The organism is Rheinheimera mangrovi, from assembly GCF_003990335.1.
GTDB lineage: Bacteria > Pseudomonadota > Gammaproteobacteria > Enterobacterales > Alteromonadaceae > Pararheinheimera > Pararheinheimera mangrovi.
In genome coordinates, this window is the sequence record NZ_CP034683.1 from 2,556,794 (window position 1) to 2,573,119 (window position 16,326).

Sequence of the window (16,326 nt, forward strand, 5' to 3'; positions counted from 1 at the left end):
CTGCTTAATTAACGCAGGTTAATCGACATATTAGGGCCTGACACCGGAATGGAGTCGTCAAACCAACGGGCGGTAATGGTTTTGGTTTCTGTGTAAAAACGCACAGCTTGTTTACCGTAAGCATGTTGATCGCCATAGAACGAGCCTTTCCAGCCTGTGAAAGAGAAAAATGGCAGAGGTACAGGAATAGGAATGTTGATACCGACCTGACCTACTTCAATTTCATGCTGGTATTTACGCGCTGCAGCGCCACTGGCGGTGAAAATAGAAGTACCGTTGCCATATGGGCTGTTGTTCACCAGCTCAATGGCTTCATCCAACGAAGCGGCATTCACTGTAGCCAGTACTGGGCCAAAGATCTCTTCTTTGTAGATGGTCATATCAGGAGTGACATCACTAAATACAGTTGGCCCCACCCAGTTGCCATTTGGATAACCCGCCACTTTGATATCTGAGCCATCCACTAAACAAGTGGCGCCTTCGACTTTGCCTTGTTCAATTAAAGACAAAATACGGGCCTTCGCCTGAGGGCTGATTTGTGGGCCGTAGGCAGCTTCAGGGTCTGTGTACACACCTGGGCGCACTTTAGCGATGGCAGCGGCAACTTCCGGGATCCACTGCTGCGAATCACCGACAAAAACAGCCACAGAAATCGCCATACAACGCTGCCCTGCAGCACCGACTGAAGCGCCAACCAAGGCATTGATCACTTGTTGTTTATTGGCATCCGGCATGATGACCATATGGTTTTTGGCACCAGCAAAAGCCTGCACACGTTTTAAATGGTCAGTGCCTGTTTTGTAAATGTACTGGCCGACATTAACAGAGCCAACAAAAGAAATAGCTTTGATGTCCGGGTGACGTAATAACACATCCACCTGCTCTTTGTTGCCATGCACCACCTGCAATACGCCTGCAGGTGCACCAGCTAAAGCAAAAAGCTCAGCGATTTTATTCACTGTCATCGGATCTTGTTCAGACGGCTTCAGAATAAAAGTGTTACCGCAGGCAATAGCCATAGGGAACATCCACAGCGGGATCATAGCCGGGAAGTTAAAAGGCGTAATACCAGCACACACACCTAAAGGCTGAATATAGCTGTAGGTGTCGATGCTGCGTGCTACGTTTTCCACCGTCTCGCCCATCATCAACGACGGAATATTCGCCGCTTGTTCCACCACTTCAATACCACGCCAGACGTCACCTTTGGCATCTTCCACTGTCTTGCCTAATTCACGGCAAATAATCTCAGCAATTTCAGCCTGGTGTTCTTTTAATAAGTGAGCAAAACGCATCATTAAACGGGCACGTTCTGACACCGGCACTTCTTTCCAGCTTTTAAAAGCTTCTTTGGCGGAGGCAATAGCATAAGCCATTTCATCTGCGGTAGTGCAAGGCACCTGAGCTATCACGTCCTGAGTGGCAGGATCGGTCACCGGAATAAAACGCTCTGACTTGGACGGGACAAATTCACCGTTGATAAATAACTGAACCTGGTGGGCCATAATACTTCTCTCCCCTTTATAGCCTTCGTATTTGACGCCACAGCGGCGTTGACTGCGCTTCTCGCCCCAGTCACCCATTCCTTATTGAAAAGGGACAACTATGCTCCTGGGGTCTCGCTCGCTTGCCGCCTTGCTGCAACACCAATTACTTTGGCTATTTTTTGTTAAATTAAACCTGTTGATTTGAATATATTTTTTATTAAATTCTTTAAAGCAAAAGGCGCAGTTTTTACCGCGCCTCTTTTTATTTATTACGGCAGCTCTACCGCTAAAGCCACAGCTTCGCCACCACCTATACATAAAGTAGCGATACCACGTTTTAAACCACGGGCTTTTAACGCATGAATTAAAGTCACCAGAATTCGGGCACCTGAAGCGCCAATAGGATGACCTAAAGCACAAGCACCGCCGTTGACGTTGACTTTGTTGACATCCAACTTCAGCTCTTTAATCGCCAGCATGGTCACCATGGCAAAAGCTTCGTTGATTTCCCACAAATCAACATCGGCAGTTGTCCAGCCCAGTTTGGCTAACAGCTTAGTCACTGCACCCACTGGAGCTACAGTGAAAAGCTCTGGTTGCTGTGAATGCGTGGCATGACCCACCACATGAGCCAATACAGTTTTATTCTGTGCTTGGGCATCTTCAGCACGCATCAGTACTAATGCAGCTGCACCGTCAGAAATAGAGCTGGAGTTAGCTGCTGTGATAGTGCCATCTTTAGCAAAAGCTGGTTTTAAGCTTGGGATTTTGTCGACTTTGGCATTACCAGGTTGCTCGTCTGTGGCAAAAGTCACTTCGCCTTTACGGGTCTGGAAGGTCACAGGGGCGATTTCTTCAACAAAAGCGCCAGAACTGATAGCCTGTTGTGCTCGGGTTAACGACAACACGGCGTACTCATCCATCTGAGTGCGGCTGAAATCATGCTCGTCGGCCGTTTTCTGCGCGAAACACCCCATGGCTTTACCATCGTAGGCATTTTCCAGACCATCCAGCATCATATGATCTTTGACTTCAGCATGGCCCATTCGCATACCGGCACGGGCTTTTGGCAGAATATAAGGAGCATTTGACATAGACTCCATGCCACCTGCAACGACGACATCAGCAGAACCAGCACGCAACAAATCAGTGGCTAACATCACAGATTTTAAACCTGAACCACAAACTTTATTGATGGTGGTTGCACCTGCTGATAAAGGTAAACCTGCTTTTAAGGTGGCTTGGCGAGCAGGAGCCTGACCTAAACCAGCTGGTAATACGCAGCCCATGATGACTTCACTTACAGCTGAGCCATCCACAGCGGCTTGTTCTAATGCAGCTTTGATAGCTTGTGCACCTAAATCAGTGCTGCTCACGTCAGACAAGCCACCTAAAAATCCACCCATCGCCGTTCTTTTGGCTGCCACTATGGCAATTTTTTCGTGCTGCGCCATGTTCATTTCTCCGTCGTTCAGAAGCATGATGAAAAAGTTGGGCCTCACACTACACCAAATTTACGTTTACGCCAACGTCAACCCACTAACACTATGGTTGTATAAGGTGGAAAAGGTTCAGAAAAATGCACGCTTTGCCCTGCCGCTTTGGCACTTTAACTTTACATCCTACCGAAGCAATTCGCCGCCAGCCCTTAATTGACGCGAACATAGCTTTACCTTTACGTAAACTTCACTTATAGTTATCGCCACTTTACCGGAAGGCCCTTATGACCGTTCAAGCGACAGCCCAAATGACAGAAAAAGACGACAAAACCTACAGCATCAGCGAGCTGGCAAAAGAGTTTGATATCACCACCCGCAGCATTCGTTTTTACGAAGATCAGGGCTTATTAACCCCTCTGCGTCAGGGCCAAACCCGTATTTACAGCCGCAGAGACAGAGTGCGACTCAAACTGATTTTGCGTGGCAAAAGGCTGGGCTTTAGTTTGTCGGAAACAGGTCAGTTATTCGAGCTGTACGATGCAGATAAAAGCAGCGTGACTCAACTGAGCACCATGCTGAAACTGATAGAACAGAAAAAAGCTGAACTGCATCAGCAGATGGATGACATCAAAGTAGTACTGATGGAATTAGTGACAGTAGAAAAACGCTGCCGCGAAACACTGGATCAGGCTAAGCAAGTTAAAGAACCGAATTAAATAAAAATAAATTTAAACGAAATCAAATCAATCAATTCCGATAGTAGTGGCATTGCGGTCAGGCAAACCAATACGCAGGGAACAACGGGGATCAAGAGTCATGATTAGCACATACAAAACTTTAAATTACGATCTGGGCGAAACCGTCGACATGATCCGCGAACAGGTCAACAGCTTTGCCCGTGATGAAATTGCGCCTCGTGCTGCTCAAATTGACCATGACAACGAGTTCCCTAGTGACTTATGGCGCAAATTTGGCGACCTGGGTTTATTAGGCATCACTGTCGATGAGAAATACGGTGGTTCAGGTTTAGGTTACCTGGAACACATTGTTGCTATGGAAGAAATCAGCCGCGCTTCTGCCTCTGTGGCTTTATCTTACGGCGCGCATTCCAATTTATGTGTTAATCAAATAGCCCGTAACGGCAATGAAGCACAAAAACTAAAATACCTGCCGAAGTTATGTTCTGGTGAGCATATTGGCGCTCTGGCTATGTCTGAACCTAATGCTGGTTCTGATGTAGTATCGATGAAGTTACGCGCCGACAAACAAGGTGACCGTTACATTTTAAACGGCAACAAAATGTGGATCACCAATGGTCCGGATGCCCACACTTATGTGATTTACGCCAAAACCGACATCAATGGCGGCTCCAAAGGCATGACAGCTTTTATTGTCGAACGTGGTTTTAAAGGTTTTAGTCAGGCGCAAAAACTCGACAAACTGGGCATGCGCGGCTCAAATACTTGTGAGCTGGTGTTTGAAGACTGTGAAGTACCGGAAGAAAACGTATTAGGCACTGTAGGCTCAGGCGCCCGCGTGCTGATGTCAGGTCTGGACTATGAACGTGTAGTGTTATCCGGTGGTCCGCTTGGCATTATGCAAGCCTGTATGGACGTAGTGGTGCCTTATATCCACGACCGCAAACAGTTTGGTCAGTCTATCGGTGAATTCCAGCTGGTGCAGGGTAAAGTGGCTGATATGTACACCAAAATGAATGCAGCCCGCGCTTATGTCTACACAGTAGCTAAAGCCTGTGACCGTGGTGAAACTACTCGTAAGGATGCAGCAGGCGCGATTTTATACAGCGCTGAGCTGGCCACCCAAATGGCGCTGGATGCCATCCAGCTGTTAGGCGGCAATGGTTATATCAATGAATACCCGACAGGGCGTTTATTACGCGATGCCAAGCTGTATGAAATCGGTGCTGGTACCTCAGAAATTCGCCGAATGTTAATTGGCCGCGAGTTATTTAACGAATCGAACTAATCGCGATCTGTGCAGACTTATAACCAATAAAGTAAGCCGGACTCCTGTCCGGCTTTTCCTAGACCCTGTAGCCAAAGGTGGTGAATGTGGCCAGACTGAATAGCAAAATTAATCCACGCAGTGATGAATTTATCCAGAACGCTCAGGCGATGCAGCTCTTGGTGGATGATTTAGAGCAAAAAGTACAACAAATCAAATTAGGTGGCGGCGAAGCGCTGATTGCCCGTCATACCTCGCGTGGCAAGCTGTTTGTCCGCGACCGTATTCAAAAACTACTGGACCCGGGTTCTCCTTTTTTAGAAGTAGGTCAATTCGCTGGCTGGGAATGTTATGACGATTATGTACCAGCTGCTGGTGTGGTTGCAGGTATAGGCCGGGTCAATGGCGTTGAGTGTATGATTGTCGCCAACGACGCCACAGTCAAAGGCGGTACTTATTACCCGCTGACGGTGAAAAAACACGTACGAGCGCAGGAAATCGCCGAAAACTGTCACCTGCCCTGTATCTATCTGGTCGACTCAGGCGGCGCTAACCTGCCCCGTCAGGACGAAGTCTTCCCCGATAAGTTGCACTTTGGCCGCATCTTTTTTAACCAGGCCCGTATGTCTGCCAAGGGGATCCCACAAATCGCTGTAGTAATGGGCCTTTGTACCGCAGGTGGTGCTTATGTGCCGGCTATGGCAGATGAAAGCATAATCGTCAAAGATCAGGGCACTATCTTTTTAGCTGGTCCACCATTGGTCAAAGCCGCCACAGGCGAAGAAGTCACTGCAGAAGAGTTAGGTGGTGCTGATGTGCACTGCAAAATCTCCGGTGTGGCCGATCACTATGCGCTCAATGATGAACATGCGCTGCAACTGGCGCGTAATGCCGTCAGTCGCCTGAATCATCAAAAACCAGTGCAAGGTGATGTGCGCCCTGTCGAAGCCCCGCTTTATGACGCCAGCGAGCTGTACGGCATAGTCGGCACAGATCTGAAAAAGCCTTTTGATGTGCGTGAAGTGATAGCCCGTATTGTCGACGGTTCAGACTTTGACGAATTTAAACAATTTTATGGCGCTACTTTAGTCTGCGGTTTTGCCCGCATTTTTGGCCAGCCCATCGGCATAGTGGCTAATAACGGCATCCTGTTTTCTGAGTCGGCGCAAAAAGGCGCTCACTTTATTGAGCTCTGTGCCCAGCGTAAAATTCCGCTGTTGTTCCTGCAAAATATCACCGGCTTTATGGTCGGCAAAAAATACGAAGCCGAAGGCATTGCTAAACACGGCGCCAAAATGGTGATGGCGGTGTCTTGTGCCAATGTGCCGAAATTTACCGTATTAATCGGCGGCTCATATGGCGCTGGTAACTACGGCATGTGTGGCCGCGCTTATGATCCAACCATGATGTGGATGTGGCCTAATGCCCGCATTTCAGTGATGGGTGGCGAACAGGCCGCTGGTGTGATGGCCACTGTGACAAAAGATGCCTTAGCCCGCAAAGGCGAAAGCTTAACAGCCGAAGCTGAACAAGCGATTCGTCAGCCTATTGTCGCCCAGTATGAGCAACAAGGTCACCCCTACTACGCCAGTGCGCGTTTATGGGATGACGGCATTATAGACCCGGCACAAACCCGTATGGTGGTTGGCCTGGCTCTGACCGCAGCGCTGAATGCACCTGTCGCTGAATCTAAATTCGGCGTGTTTCGCATGTAAGGGGCTGGAGTAAATACAATGCAAAACTATACAACTATTACCACTAGTGTGAACTCGTCCGGTGTCGCAGAACTGGTGCTGAACCGTGCTGAAGTACATAACGCCTTTGACGACAGCATGATAGGCGAATTAATTGACGCGCTGAAAAGTCTGGCCGCTAACCCGGCAGTGCGGGTGCTGCTGCTTAAATCCAAGGGTAAAAACTTCAGCGCAGGTGCCGATCTGAACTGGATGCGCTCTATGGCTGAGAAAAACTACCAGCAAAACTTAGCAGATGCAGGTCAGCTCGCAGAGCTGATGCGCCAATTAGATTGCTTCCCTGCCCCCACTATTGCACTGGTACAAGGTGCTGCTTTTGGTGGTGCTTTGGGTTTAGTCTCCTGCTGCGATATAGCCCTTGCCGAACAAGGTGCCAGCTTTTGTTTAAGTGAAGTAAAAATTGGTTTAATACCGGCTGTGATCAGCCCCTATGTGATGCGTGCTATTGGTGAGCGTGCCAGCCGCCGTTATTTCTTAACGGCTGAGCGTTTTGATGCAGCAACAGCGCTGAACTTGGGTTTAGTGCATCAATTAGTGGACGCTGGTGGCCTTGATGCTGCAGCAGAATATTTTGTTGGCATCTTACTGAATAACAGCCCTGCCGCTTTGCGCTCTGCCAAAGAGCTGATGGCGGCCGTTCACAATCAACCTATAGATCAGCAACTGATAAACAGCACCTCTGAGCGCATTGCTGCTATTCGGGTATCAAATGAAGGGCAGGAAGGTTTAAACGCCTTTTTACAAAAACGTACTCCGGCCTGGATCCGGTCAGAATAAGGATAAACAGACTGATGTTTCGCAAAATTTTGATCGCCAACCGGGGCGAAATCGCCTGCCGCGTGATAGAAACCGCGCATAAACTGGGTATTCGTTGTGTCGCTGTCTATTCAGAAGCAGACGCCAACGCTCGTCATGTGCATATGGCTGATGAAGCTTTTTTATTAGGCCCGGCGCCAAGCAAAGAATCCTATCTACGTGCTGATAAAATTCTGGAAATCGCCAAATTAAGTGGTGCTGAAGCCGTGCACCCTGGTTATGGTTTTTTATCTGAAAACGAAGGTTTTGCCGAAGCCTGTGCCAAAGCTGGAGTGGTTTTTATTGGCCCACCAGTGCCTGCCATAGCCGCTATGGGCAGTAAAAGTGCCGCCAAAGAGATTATGACCCAAGCCGGTGTGCCTTTAGTGCCTGGTTACCATGGCGACAATCAGGACCCAACCTTTTTACAACAACAAGCTGATCTGGTGGGCTATCCGCTGCTACTCAAAGCCGCTTATGGCGGTGGTGGTAAAGGTATGCGGGTGGTCTGGAACAGTGGCGAATTTGCTGAAGCTTTGGCTGGCGCTAAACGCGAAGCCTTAAATGGTTTTGGCAACGATAAAGTGCTGATGGAACGCTACCTGACTAAACCCCGCCATGTCGAAATTCAGGTGTTTGCCGACAGTTTTGGCAATGCGGTGTATTTAGCAGAACGCGATTGCTCGATACAGCGCCGTCACCAGAAAGTCATTGAAGAAGCACCTGCACCGAACTTCAGTACGGAGCAACGTAAAGCCATGGGCGAAGCTGCGGTCAAAGCGGCAAAAGCTATCGCCTATCAGGGTGCTGGTACTGTTGAATTCTTATTTGATGAAGACGGCTCTTTCTACTTTATGGAAATGAATACCCGTCTGCAGGTAGAACACCCTGTCACCGAAATGATCACAGGCCAGGACTTGGTGAAATGGCAGTTGTTGGTCGCCAGTGGCCAGCCTTTGCCTTTAACTCAGGATCAAATCACTATTGATGGCCATGCCATTGAGGTGCGGGTTTATGCTGAAGATCCGGATCATGATTTCCTGCCAGCTACCGGCAAACTGACCTATTTACGCCAGCCTGAAAGCAGCCGTTATGTGCGGGTGGATACAGGCGTAGTAGAAAACGACGAAGTCTCGCCATTTTACGATCCTATGATCGCTAAACTTATTGTTTGGGATGAAAACCGTGACCGCGCCATAGCCCGTATGCTGCGAGCTTTGGACGACTACTGTATTGCCGGCGTGAAAAATAACCTGAATTTCTTAACCCGTTTAGTGGAGCAACCAGCTTTTGCCAAAGCCGAACTGGATACGCATTTTATTGAACGGCACAAAGAGTCTTTATTTGCTCCAGGTCAATCTGAATCCGAACAAGCCAGTTTATTGGCGGCTCTGTATCTGTTACTGAAAGAACGTTCAGAAAAACAAGACGATCAAAGCCCATGGGCTTTGTGTTCAGGCTGGCGTTTAAACGAAGTGCCAACTGTGTCTTTCCCGTTGCTTTATCAGGATGAAACCCGCCTGGTCAGCATCAGCTCTGAAGGCAAAACACTGAGCTTAACCCAACAAGGTGTGACCACTCCTGCCACCGCCAGCTTGCAAGGTGATGAACTGCTGGCCAATTTACATGGTCATCAGCTCAAAGTGCGGGTCAGCCAGTATCAGGACACTGTATCTGTCTTTATCAAACATCAGCGTTATGATTTTGTGTACCAGACACAAGTCCAGACGCAAGTCGACGACAGCGCAGCAGAGGGCAGCCTGACAGCCCCAATGAACGGTACTATTGTCGCCGTGATGGTAGAAAAAGGTGAGTCAGTCCGCGCTGGCCAGACGCTGCTGGTGATGGAGGCGATGAAAATGGAATACAGCATCAAGGCGCCTAAAGATGGTATGGTCAATCAGCTGTTTTACGCTGCTGGTGATCTGGTGAAAGATGGCGCTCAGCTACTGGACTTTACCCCAGCTGACTAACAGACCGATGTGGAGAGAAAGATGTCACTGACATTAAACCCAAAGCACACAGCAGGTTTACCTAAAGCAGTGCGTATCGTCGAAGTAGGCCCACGCGATGGACTGCAAAATGAAAAAGCCGTGTCGCTGCAGGCCAAAGTCGAGCTGGTCAACCGTTTGGCCGATACTGGTCTTGTTACTATTGAAACCGGCGCTTTTGTTTCCCCGAAATGGGTGCCGCAAATGGCTGATTCCGCGGCTGTATTTGCACACATCAGCCGTAAAGTCGGTATTGAGTACACCGCCTTGACTCCAAATCTGCAAGGCTATGAAGCCGCCAAAGCAGCAGGTGCGACTGAAGTGGCGGTATTTGGTGCTGCATCAGAGGCTTTTACCCAGAAAAATATCAACTGCAGCATAGCCGAAAGTCTGCAGCGTTTTGCTCCAGTAATGGCTCAGGCCAAACTGGATGGCATGAAAGTACGGGGTTATGTCTCTTGTGTGGTCGGCTGCCCTTATCAGGGTGAGGTTGAACCCGCTGAAGTGGCCCGTGTTGCCAAGGCTTTGCTGGAGATGGGCTGCTACGAAATTTCGTTAGGTGACACCATAGGCGTCGGTACGCCAGCCAAAGTCAATGCCATGCTGGATGCCGTTTTAGCCGTGGTTCCCGCAGAACGACTGGCTGTGCATTTTCACGATACCTATGGTCAGGCCCTAGCGAACATTTATGCTGCGCTGCAACGTGGTATTGCCGTAGTGGACAGTTCAGTCGCAGGTTTAGGCGGCTGTCCTTACGCCGCAGGAGCCTCAGGCAATGTCGCTACGGAAGAAGTGGTGTATTTACTGAACGGCCTTGGCATAGACACAGGCGTTGATTTACAACGGCTGGCCCCTATTGGCTGGTTTATCAGCGAACAGCTGGGGAAAGCTCCTAGTTCTAAAGTAGGATTGGCGATCAGAGCCAAATGCCAGCAAAATTAATTTATACACAGCATCGATAAAGGATAAGAAATGGCAGGGTTTAATAAAGTTGTGACCAGCTACGAAGAAGCGCTGGCAGGCCTGACCGATGGCATGACAGTGATAGCCGGTGGTTTTGGTTTATGTGGTATTCCGGAAGGTCTGATTGCACAGATCAAAAAGATGGGCACCCGGGATTTAACAGTGGTATCCAACAACTGTGGCGTCGACGGTTTTGGTTTAGGCGTTTTGTTAGAAGATCGCCAAATCAAGAAAATGGTCGCCTCTTATGTCGGTGAAAACGCCTTGTTTGAAAAGCAGCTGTTATCCGGCGAACTTGAAGTGGTGTTAACCCCTCAAGGTACCCTGGCGGAAAAAATCCGCGCTGGTGGTGCTGGTATTCCAGCCTTTTTCACCGCCACTGGCTATGGTACTCCGGTCGCTGATGGCAAAGAAACCCGTGAAATCAATGGCCGCAACTATGTGCTGGAAGAATCCATTACCGGTGATTTTGCCATTGTGCGTGCCTGGAAGGCCGACCGTTACGGCAATCTGGTGTTCCGTCATACCTCAATGAACTTCAACCCTATGGCAGCCACTGCGGGCAAAATTACTGTGGCTGAAGTGGAAGAAATCGTCGAACCTGGTGAGTTAGAGCCAAGCCAAATTCACACTCCAGGTATTTATGTGCAACGTGTGATCAAAGCCAGCTTTGAGAAACGCATTGAACGTCGTATGGTCCGTCAGGCTTAAGGAGCACAGCAAATGGCATTATCACGTGAACAGGTCGCTATGCGGGTGGCTCAGGAATTACAGGACGGTTATTACGTTAACTTAGGCATTGGTATCCCGACTCTGGTTGCTAACTATGTACCTGCTGGTATTGAAGTGATGCTGCAATCGGAAAACGGTTTATTAGGTATGGGCCCCTACCCAACCGAAGCTGAAATAGACGCCGATATGATCAACGCGGGTAAAGAAACGGTCACCGCCATAAAAGGCGCTGCCATTTTCAGCTCAGCGGAAAGTTTTGCCATGATCCGTGGTGGTCATGTCGATTTAACTGTATTAGGCGCTTTTGAAGTGGATCAAAACGGCAATATCGCCAGCTGGATGATCCCAGGCAAACTGGTCAAAGGTATGGGCGGCGCTATGGATTTAGTGGCTGGCGCACAAAATATTATTGTCACTATGACGCATGCGGATAAATACGGCAGCTCCAAGTTACTGGACAGCTGTACTTTGCCTCTGACAGGCGTCAACTGTGTGAAGAAAATTGTCACGGATTTAGCTGTGCTGGAAGTTCGGGACGGCGCTTTCCATTTGCTGGAAAGAGCACCTGGCATTAGCGTGGAAGAAATTCAGCAGAAAACTGCGGGTAAGTTAGTGATCTCTGGTGATATTCCGGAAATGCAATTCCCTGCTTAATACGCGTTAAAGTCAGGGACTGATTGAACTTAGTCCCTGCTTTTTCACTCTAGCGAAACGCCTTAGCCTGTAAACCAGCACCAGCATTGTCTCTGTTAATATCGCCGCTAATTAAAGCGATCGCGGTTTTGGTACTGACCACTGTTACTTTTTCAATATTGCCAATTAACATGACAAAAGCAGTCTGCTGATTGGCCAATCTGAACCAGCCCACTTTGTAATTCGGCAGATTAATGGCGTTGACCGCGATGACAGGTTTAAACTCGCCCAACTCGTCACAAATTACCACTGACACTTTACTTTGCGCCGAGTGAATATCATCAATTCTGGTTTGATACAAACCTGCTTTTAGCTCTAAGGAACTATCGGTCATTAACAAAGTGTTATCACTAAACTTCAGACTAAGAACCAAAAAGCACAAACTACACAAGCTGAATGCCCATAAAGATTGTCTTAACCAACGCGGTTTGAAATACACCAGAGCCCATAACACAAGAGCCGGGAGCAATATACAAAGAATAAAAAGCAGCGCATAAAGATGCCAGCCGATTTCAGACAAATACATTTAATTTACTTTCATCAATGAATTGGCCACATTATAATAGCACAAAACAAACTTTTCCTGATTCATTTGTTAATTATTGTTAAATAACATAATTGCATTCATTTAAGCTGCGGTTTCCCGCTCACGACCGCTGACCGGACAACAGTCAACCTGCGGTTCAAACATAAACTTCTGCCTATAGGCTTTGGGCGTCAAGCTGGTGTAATGCACAAATAGCTTCCGAAACGACGAAATGTCTTCATAACCCACTTGCTGCATAATATCTTCTGCTGTCCATAAGGTATTCTCCAGCAAAGACTTCGCTCTCTCGATCCGTAACCGCTGCAGATAAGCCATAGGGGTTTCGTCTAAATGTTGCTTAAAACGCCGGATCAAAGTACGGGGCGTCATCGCAAACTGATCGGCTAACTGCTCCAGCGTTACAGCTTCTGCCAAATGAGCCTGCAAATACTGTTGAATTTCTGCCAGCTTCGCATCTTTGTGTTGAGGGGCCAGTTGTAAAGATAGATAAGGCAGTTGAGAAGTCCGGTTTGGATCCGTCAGCATAATTTTTGCCATTTGCTGTGCAAAAGCCGTATCCATACAAAGCTCAACAAAACGCAGACACAAATTCAGATAGGAAGTGGTAGCCCCGCCGGTCAAAATTCTTTGCTGTTGGACCACCAGCTGTTGCAGATCCAGTTTGACCTGCGGAAACATCTGGCGAAAATAGTCTTTAAAAAACCAAACCGAAGTCGATTGTAAGCCGTTCAGTAAACCTGTGCCGGCCAAAGCAAAAGTACCATTACAAAAGGCTCCCAGCCATTTACCTTGCGCTAGCATGGCCTGCAACTCTGTTGTGTATAGCTGTAATTGCTGACTGACACGCACCAGATCTTTTGGGTTGTAAGCGTAAAAACCAGGGATCAGCAGGATATCAATAGAACCGAAATCAACGGCCTCAACCTCCAGGCTAAAGGCGCCATGCTGTACCACAGGGTTAGGCCCCATGAACACGGTTTCGAACAACTGTTGATCAGTTTGCTGGATCAGTTGCCAGTATTTATTACAGAAGGTAAAAAAATCCATCACCCCTGTGACGCTACTCATCACTATGTCGTGATCAACCCAAATTCCAATACGTTTCATGATGTCACTTTTAGCCGCTATTACGTCATTAGTGACACTTTAGGCTGGTTTTTAAGCAGAGTAAAGTAGCCACATCAACAACAGGAGGTGGTTATGTTTCAACTGTCAAAACGTACAACTGTGTTAGCGTTACTGGCTTTAGTCTGGGCTATGGTGGTAGGTCTGGCCTTGCAGATTAATCCGGATCCGCTGCTGCATCTGGTGCAAATCCCCTTGTTACTGGTGCTGACTTTAGGTTTAGCCAGCACCGGCCTCGATGATTAAAACTTACAGCGTTAGCCTTTACGCTGCAGAACAGTCAGCAGGCTGGAGGTATCCCAACGGCCTCCGCCCATGGCTTGTACCTGGGCATAAAACTGGTCAACTAAAGCAGTTAATGGCAAAGTGGCTCCGTTGTGACGGGCTTCGTTTAAGGTGATGGCTAAATCTTTACGCATCCAGTCCACGGCAAAACCAAAGTCATATTTGCCTTGCAGCATAGTGGAGCCGCGGTTTTCCATTTGCCAGGACTGAGCAGCGCCTTTGCTGATAGTATCCAGCACCGCCTGACCATCAAGGCCTGCCTGCTGAGCAAAATGCATAGCCTCGGCCAGGCCCTGCACTACACCAGCAATACAAATCTGATTGACCATTTTGGCCAATTGACCAGAACCTGCTGGCCCTAACAAACGGGCACTGCGGGCATACTTCATCAATGTCGCTTCTGCTTTGGTAAAATCATCTGCTTCACCACCCAGCATAATGGTCAATAACCCATTCACAGCGCCGGCCTGCCCCCCTGAAACGGGCGCATCTAAAAAGCCAATGCCTTTCTCCTTGCAGGCAAGCGCCAGTTCACGGGCAAGATCGGCCGAAGCTGTAGTGTGGTCCACTAATGTCGCACCTGGTTGCATAGTGGCCAGTACGCCGTGCTCGCCATAGACCACAGAACGCACATCATCGTCATTCCCTACGCATAACATCACTAAATCGGCACCAGACGCTGCTTCTGCCGGAGTTAGTGCACTAGTACCGCCATACTGCGCTACCCAATCCTGAGCTTTCTGCTGCGTTCTGTTGTATACACAAACCTGTTCACCTTTTTGCTGCAAATGACCGGCCATAGGATAACCCATCACCCCCAAACCGACGAAAGCAACTTTTTGTTGTGATAAATTTGACATAATTTTGACTTATTTCTGTGACAGACTGGAATGCAAAGAAGCTTACTAGAATCAGGGGCTCTGACGCAAAAGCATCAGACGAGTTGCACAAAAGGACAGTTATGCCAAAGGTTCATCATTTTAAAGTGAAGGATAGTCAGGATCAGGACGTGGATTTAGCCCAATACCGGGATAAAGTGGTGCTGATAGTCAACACAGCCAGTCAGTGCGGCTTTACCTCTCAGTATCAGGAATTAGAAGCCTTGTATCAGCAATACAAAGAGCAGGGCTTTGTGGTATTGGCTTTTCCCTGTAATCAGTTTGGGGCGCAGGAACCTGGCTCTAATGCAGAGATCCAGCAATTTTGTCAGTTGAATTACGGCGTCAGCTTTCCGGTTTTTGGCAAGGTGCAGGTCAATGGTCTGGATTCAGAACCTTTGTTTGAGTACTTAAAAGATCAGGCTCGTGGTTTGATGAAAACCCGGGCTATTAAGTGGAACTTCACCAAGTTTTTAGTGAACCGCCAGGGCGATGTGGTGAAACGTTATGCACCACGGACTAAGCCGTCCAGTCTGCATCAGTCTATAGAAGAAGTGCTGGCCAGCTAAGTTAAAAACAACAGCTTGATTAAAAACAATAAATTCTGCAGTTTTTTGCGTTACTCTGATTTGCAGATCAGCAAGCAAGGAGCTCAGTTATGAAAATTGCAGTTTTTAGCGCAAAAAAATACGATCAGGACAGTTTTAAGCAATGGGCAGACCCACGTCTTGAGTTCAGCTTTTTTGATGTGCCTTTGAATAAACACAGTGCCGGATTAACTCAGGGTTACCAGGCGGTTTGTGTTTTTGTGAATGACGACTTATCCGAACCTGTACTGGCAGAATTGAAAGCTATGGGTGTCGGCATGGTCGCCTTACGCTGTGCTGGCTTTAATAACGTCGATTTAGCTGCAGCCAAAGAGTTGGGGCTGCAGGTTGCCCGGGTCCCCGCCTATTCACCTGAAGCAGTGGCCGAACATACAGTCGCCATGATCCTGTGTTTAAACCGAAAACTACATAAAGCCTACAACAGAGTGCGGGATGATAATTTTGCGCTGGATGGGTTGCTCGGCTTTAACCTGCACGGTAAAACGGCCGGACTGGTCGGCACAGGACGTATAGGGGTAGCAACAGCCAAAATATTGCTTGGTTTTGGCATGCAACTGCTCTGTTATGACATCAAACAAAATGAAGAGCTGGTGAAAGCTGGCGCCACTTATGTGCCGCTGGAACAGCTGTGGGCTGAGTCAGATATTATCAGCCTGCACTGCCCTCTGAACCCACAGACTCAGCATCTGATCAACGACAACAGTCTGGCATTGATGAAAAATGGCGTCACTTTGATCAATACCAGCAGGGGTGGCTTAATTAACACCAAAGCTGTGATTAAGGCCTTGAAGAGCCGAAAGATTGGTTATTTAGGTCTGGATGTGTACGAGCAGGAAGCGGATTTGTTTTTTCAGGATTTGTCCGGCCAACTGATTGACGATGAAGTTTTTAAACGTTTGCTGACCTTCCCTAACGTATTGATCACGGGGCATCAGGCCTTTTTCACCCAGGAAGCTCTGCAACAGATTTGTCAGGTGACCAGTGAAAATCTGCTGGCGTTTCAGGCCAACAGATTAAGTGGCAACGAATTATGATAAAAGGCGGGTTAAATGCCCGCCCTCAAA

General features: G+C 48.2%; 16 protein-coding genes. 11 read left to right on the top strand and 5 right to left on the bottom strand.

Features of this window, described 5'->3' with window-relative positions; all coding sequences use genetic code 11:
* Positions 1–8: 8 nt before the first annotated feature.
* Positions 9–1,505 (bottom strand): CoA-acylating methylmalonate-semialdehyde dehydrogenase, encoded by a 1,497-nt coding sequence (locus tag EK374_RS11520; RefSeq protein WP_127023526.1) that lies wholly within the window; start codon positions 1,503–1,505, stop codon positions 9–11.
* Between the two features lie 251 nt (positions 1,506–1,756).
* Complete coding sequence (locus EK374_RS11525; protein WP_127023529.1) at positions 1,757–2,941, bottom strand: thiolase family protein; 1,185 nt, start codon at positions 2,939–2,941, stop codon at positions 1,757–1,759.
* A gap of 269 nt (positions 2,942–3,210) precedes the next feature.
* On the opposite strand from EK374_RS11525, the gene EK374_RS11530 reads away from it, so the two are divergent.
* The 8 genes from EK374_RS11530 to EK374_RS11565 all read left to right on the top strand — a co-directional run bounded on the left by EK374_RS11530 (position 3,211) and on the right by EK374_RS11565 (position 11,780).
* Positions 3,211–3,642: a MerR family transcriptional regulator gene (locus tag EK374_RS11530; RefSeq protein WP_325049649.1), complete on the top strand. Its 432-nt coding sequence runs from the start codon at positions 3,211–3,213 to the stop codon at positions 3,640–3,642.
* A 100-nt stretch (positions 3,643–3,742) separates the two neighbouring features.
* The gene (locus EK374_RS11535) at positions 3,743–4,912 is read left to right on the top strand and encodes an isovaleryl-CoA dehydrogenase (protein WP_127023532.1); all 1,170 of its coding nucleotides are present in this window, start codon (positions 3,743–3,745) and stop codon (positions 4,910–4,912) included.
* An 86-nt stretch (positions 4,913–4,998) separates the two neighbouring features.
* Positions 4,999–6,606 (top strand): carboxyl transferase domain-containing protein, encoded by a 1,608-nt coding sequence (locus tag EK374_RS11540; protein ID WP_127023535.1) that lies wholly within the window; start codon positions 4,999–5,001, stop codon positions 6,604–6,606.
* Between the two features lie 18 nt (positions 6,607–6,624).
* Positions 6,625–7,422 carry an enoyl-CoA hydratase/isomerase family protein gene (locus tag EK374_RS11545; protein WP_127023538.1) on the top strand — a complete coding sequence of 266 codons (798 nt, stop codon included), beginning with the start codon at positions 6,625–6,627 and terminating at the stop codon, positions 7,420–7,422.
* A 14-nt stretch (positions 7,423–7,436) separates the two neighbouring features.
* Complete coding sequence (locus EK374_RS11550) at positions 7,437–9,413, top strand: acetyl/propionyl/methylcrotonyl-CoA carboxylase subunit alpha (RefSeq protein ID WP_127023541.1); 1,977 nt, start codon at positions 7,437–7,439, stop codon at positions 9,411–9,413.
* 21 nt (positions 9,414–9,434) lie between these two features.
* Positions 9,435–10,373, top strand: coding sequence for a hydroxymethylglutaryl-CoA lyase (locus EK374_RS11555; protein ID WP_127023544.1), 939 nt, complete (start codon positions 9,435–9,437; stop codon positions 10,371–10,373).
* Between the two features lie 30 nt (positions 10,374–10,403).
* Positions 10,404–11,105 carry a CoA transferase subunit A gene (locus tag EK374_RS11560; protein ID WP_127023547.1) on the top strand — a complete coding sequence of 234 codons (702 nt, stop codon included), beginning with the start codon at positions 10,404–10,406 and terminating at the stop codon, positions 11,103–11,105.
* A 12-nt stretch (positions 11,106–11,117) separates the two neighbouring features.
* Positions 11,118–11,780 carry a CoA transferase subunit B gene (locus EK374_RS11565; RefSeq protein WP_127023550.1) on the top strand — a complete coding sequence of 221 codons (663 nt, stop codon included), beginning with the start codon at positions 11,118–11,120 and terminating at the stop codon, positions 11,778–11,780.
* Between the two features lie 49 nt (positions 11,781–11,829).
* Here EK374_RS11565 and EK374_RS11570 read toward each other — a convergent pair whose 3' ends face one another.
* Both EK374_RS11570 and EK374_RS11575 read right to left on the bottom strand, forming a co-directional pair.
* The gene (locus EK374_RS11570; protein WP_127023553.1) at positions 11,830–12,345 is read right to left on the bottom strand and encodes a hypothetical protein; all 516 of its coding nucleotides are present in this window, start codon (positions 12,343–12,345) and stop codon (positions 11,830–11,832) included.
* A 102-nt stretch (positions 12,346–12,447) separates the two neighbouring features.
* A complete protein-coding gene (locus EK374_RS11575) occupies positions 12,448–13,473 on the bottom strand; it encodes a GlxA family transcriptional regulator (RefSeq protein WP_127023556.1) in 1,026 nt (341 codons plus the stop codon).
* A 93-nt stretch (positions 13,474–13,566) separates the two neighbouring features.
* Here EK374_RS11575 and EK374_RS20685 point away from each other — a divergent pair, with 93 nt between their 5' ends.
* A complete protein-coding gene (locus EK374_RS20685; protein ID WP_164731864.1) occupies positions 13,567–13,737 on the top strand; it encodes a hypothetical protein in 171 nt (56 codons plus the stop codon).
* An 11-nt stretch (positions 13,738–13,748) separates the two neighbouring features.
* Here the strand turns inward: EK374_RS20685 and EK374_RS11580 are convergent, their stop codons facing one another.
* On the bottom strand, positions 13,749–14,636 hold the full coding sequence (locus tag EK374_RS11580; protein WP_127023559.1) for an NAD(P)-dependent oxidoreductase: 888 nt from the start codon (positions 14,634–14,636) through the stop codon (positions 13,749–13,751).
* A gap of 101 nt (positions 14,637–14,737) precedes the next feature.
* Here EK374_RS11580 and EK374_RS11585 point away from each other — a divergent pair, with 101 nt between their 5' ends.
* Both EK374_RS11585 and EK374_RS11590 read left to right on the top strand, forming a co-directional pair.
* Positions 14,738–15,223: a glutathione peroxidase gene (locus EK374_RS11585; protein WP_127023562.1), complete on the top strand. Its 486-nt coding sequence runs from the start codon at positions 14,738–14,740 to the stop codon at positions 15,221–15,223.
* 89 nt (positions 15,224–15,312) lie between these two features.
* Entirely contained in the window at positions 15,313–16,296 is a 984-nt protein-coding gene (locus tag EK374_RS11590; RefSeq protein ID WP_127023565.1) for a 2-hydroxyacid dehydrogenase, read from the top strand.
* Positions 16,297–16,326: the final 30 nt, after the last annotated feature.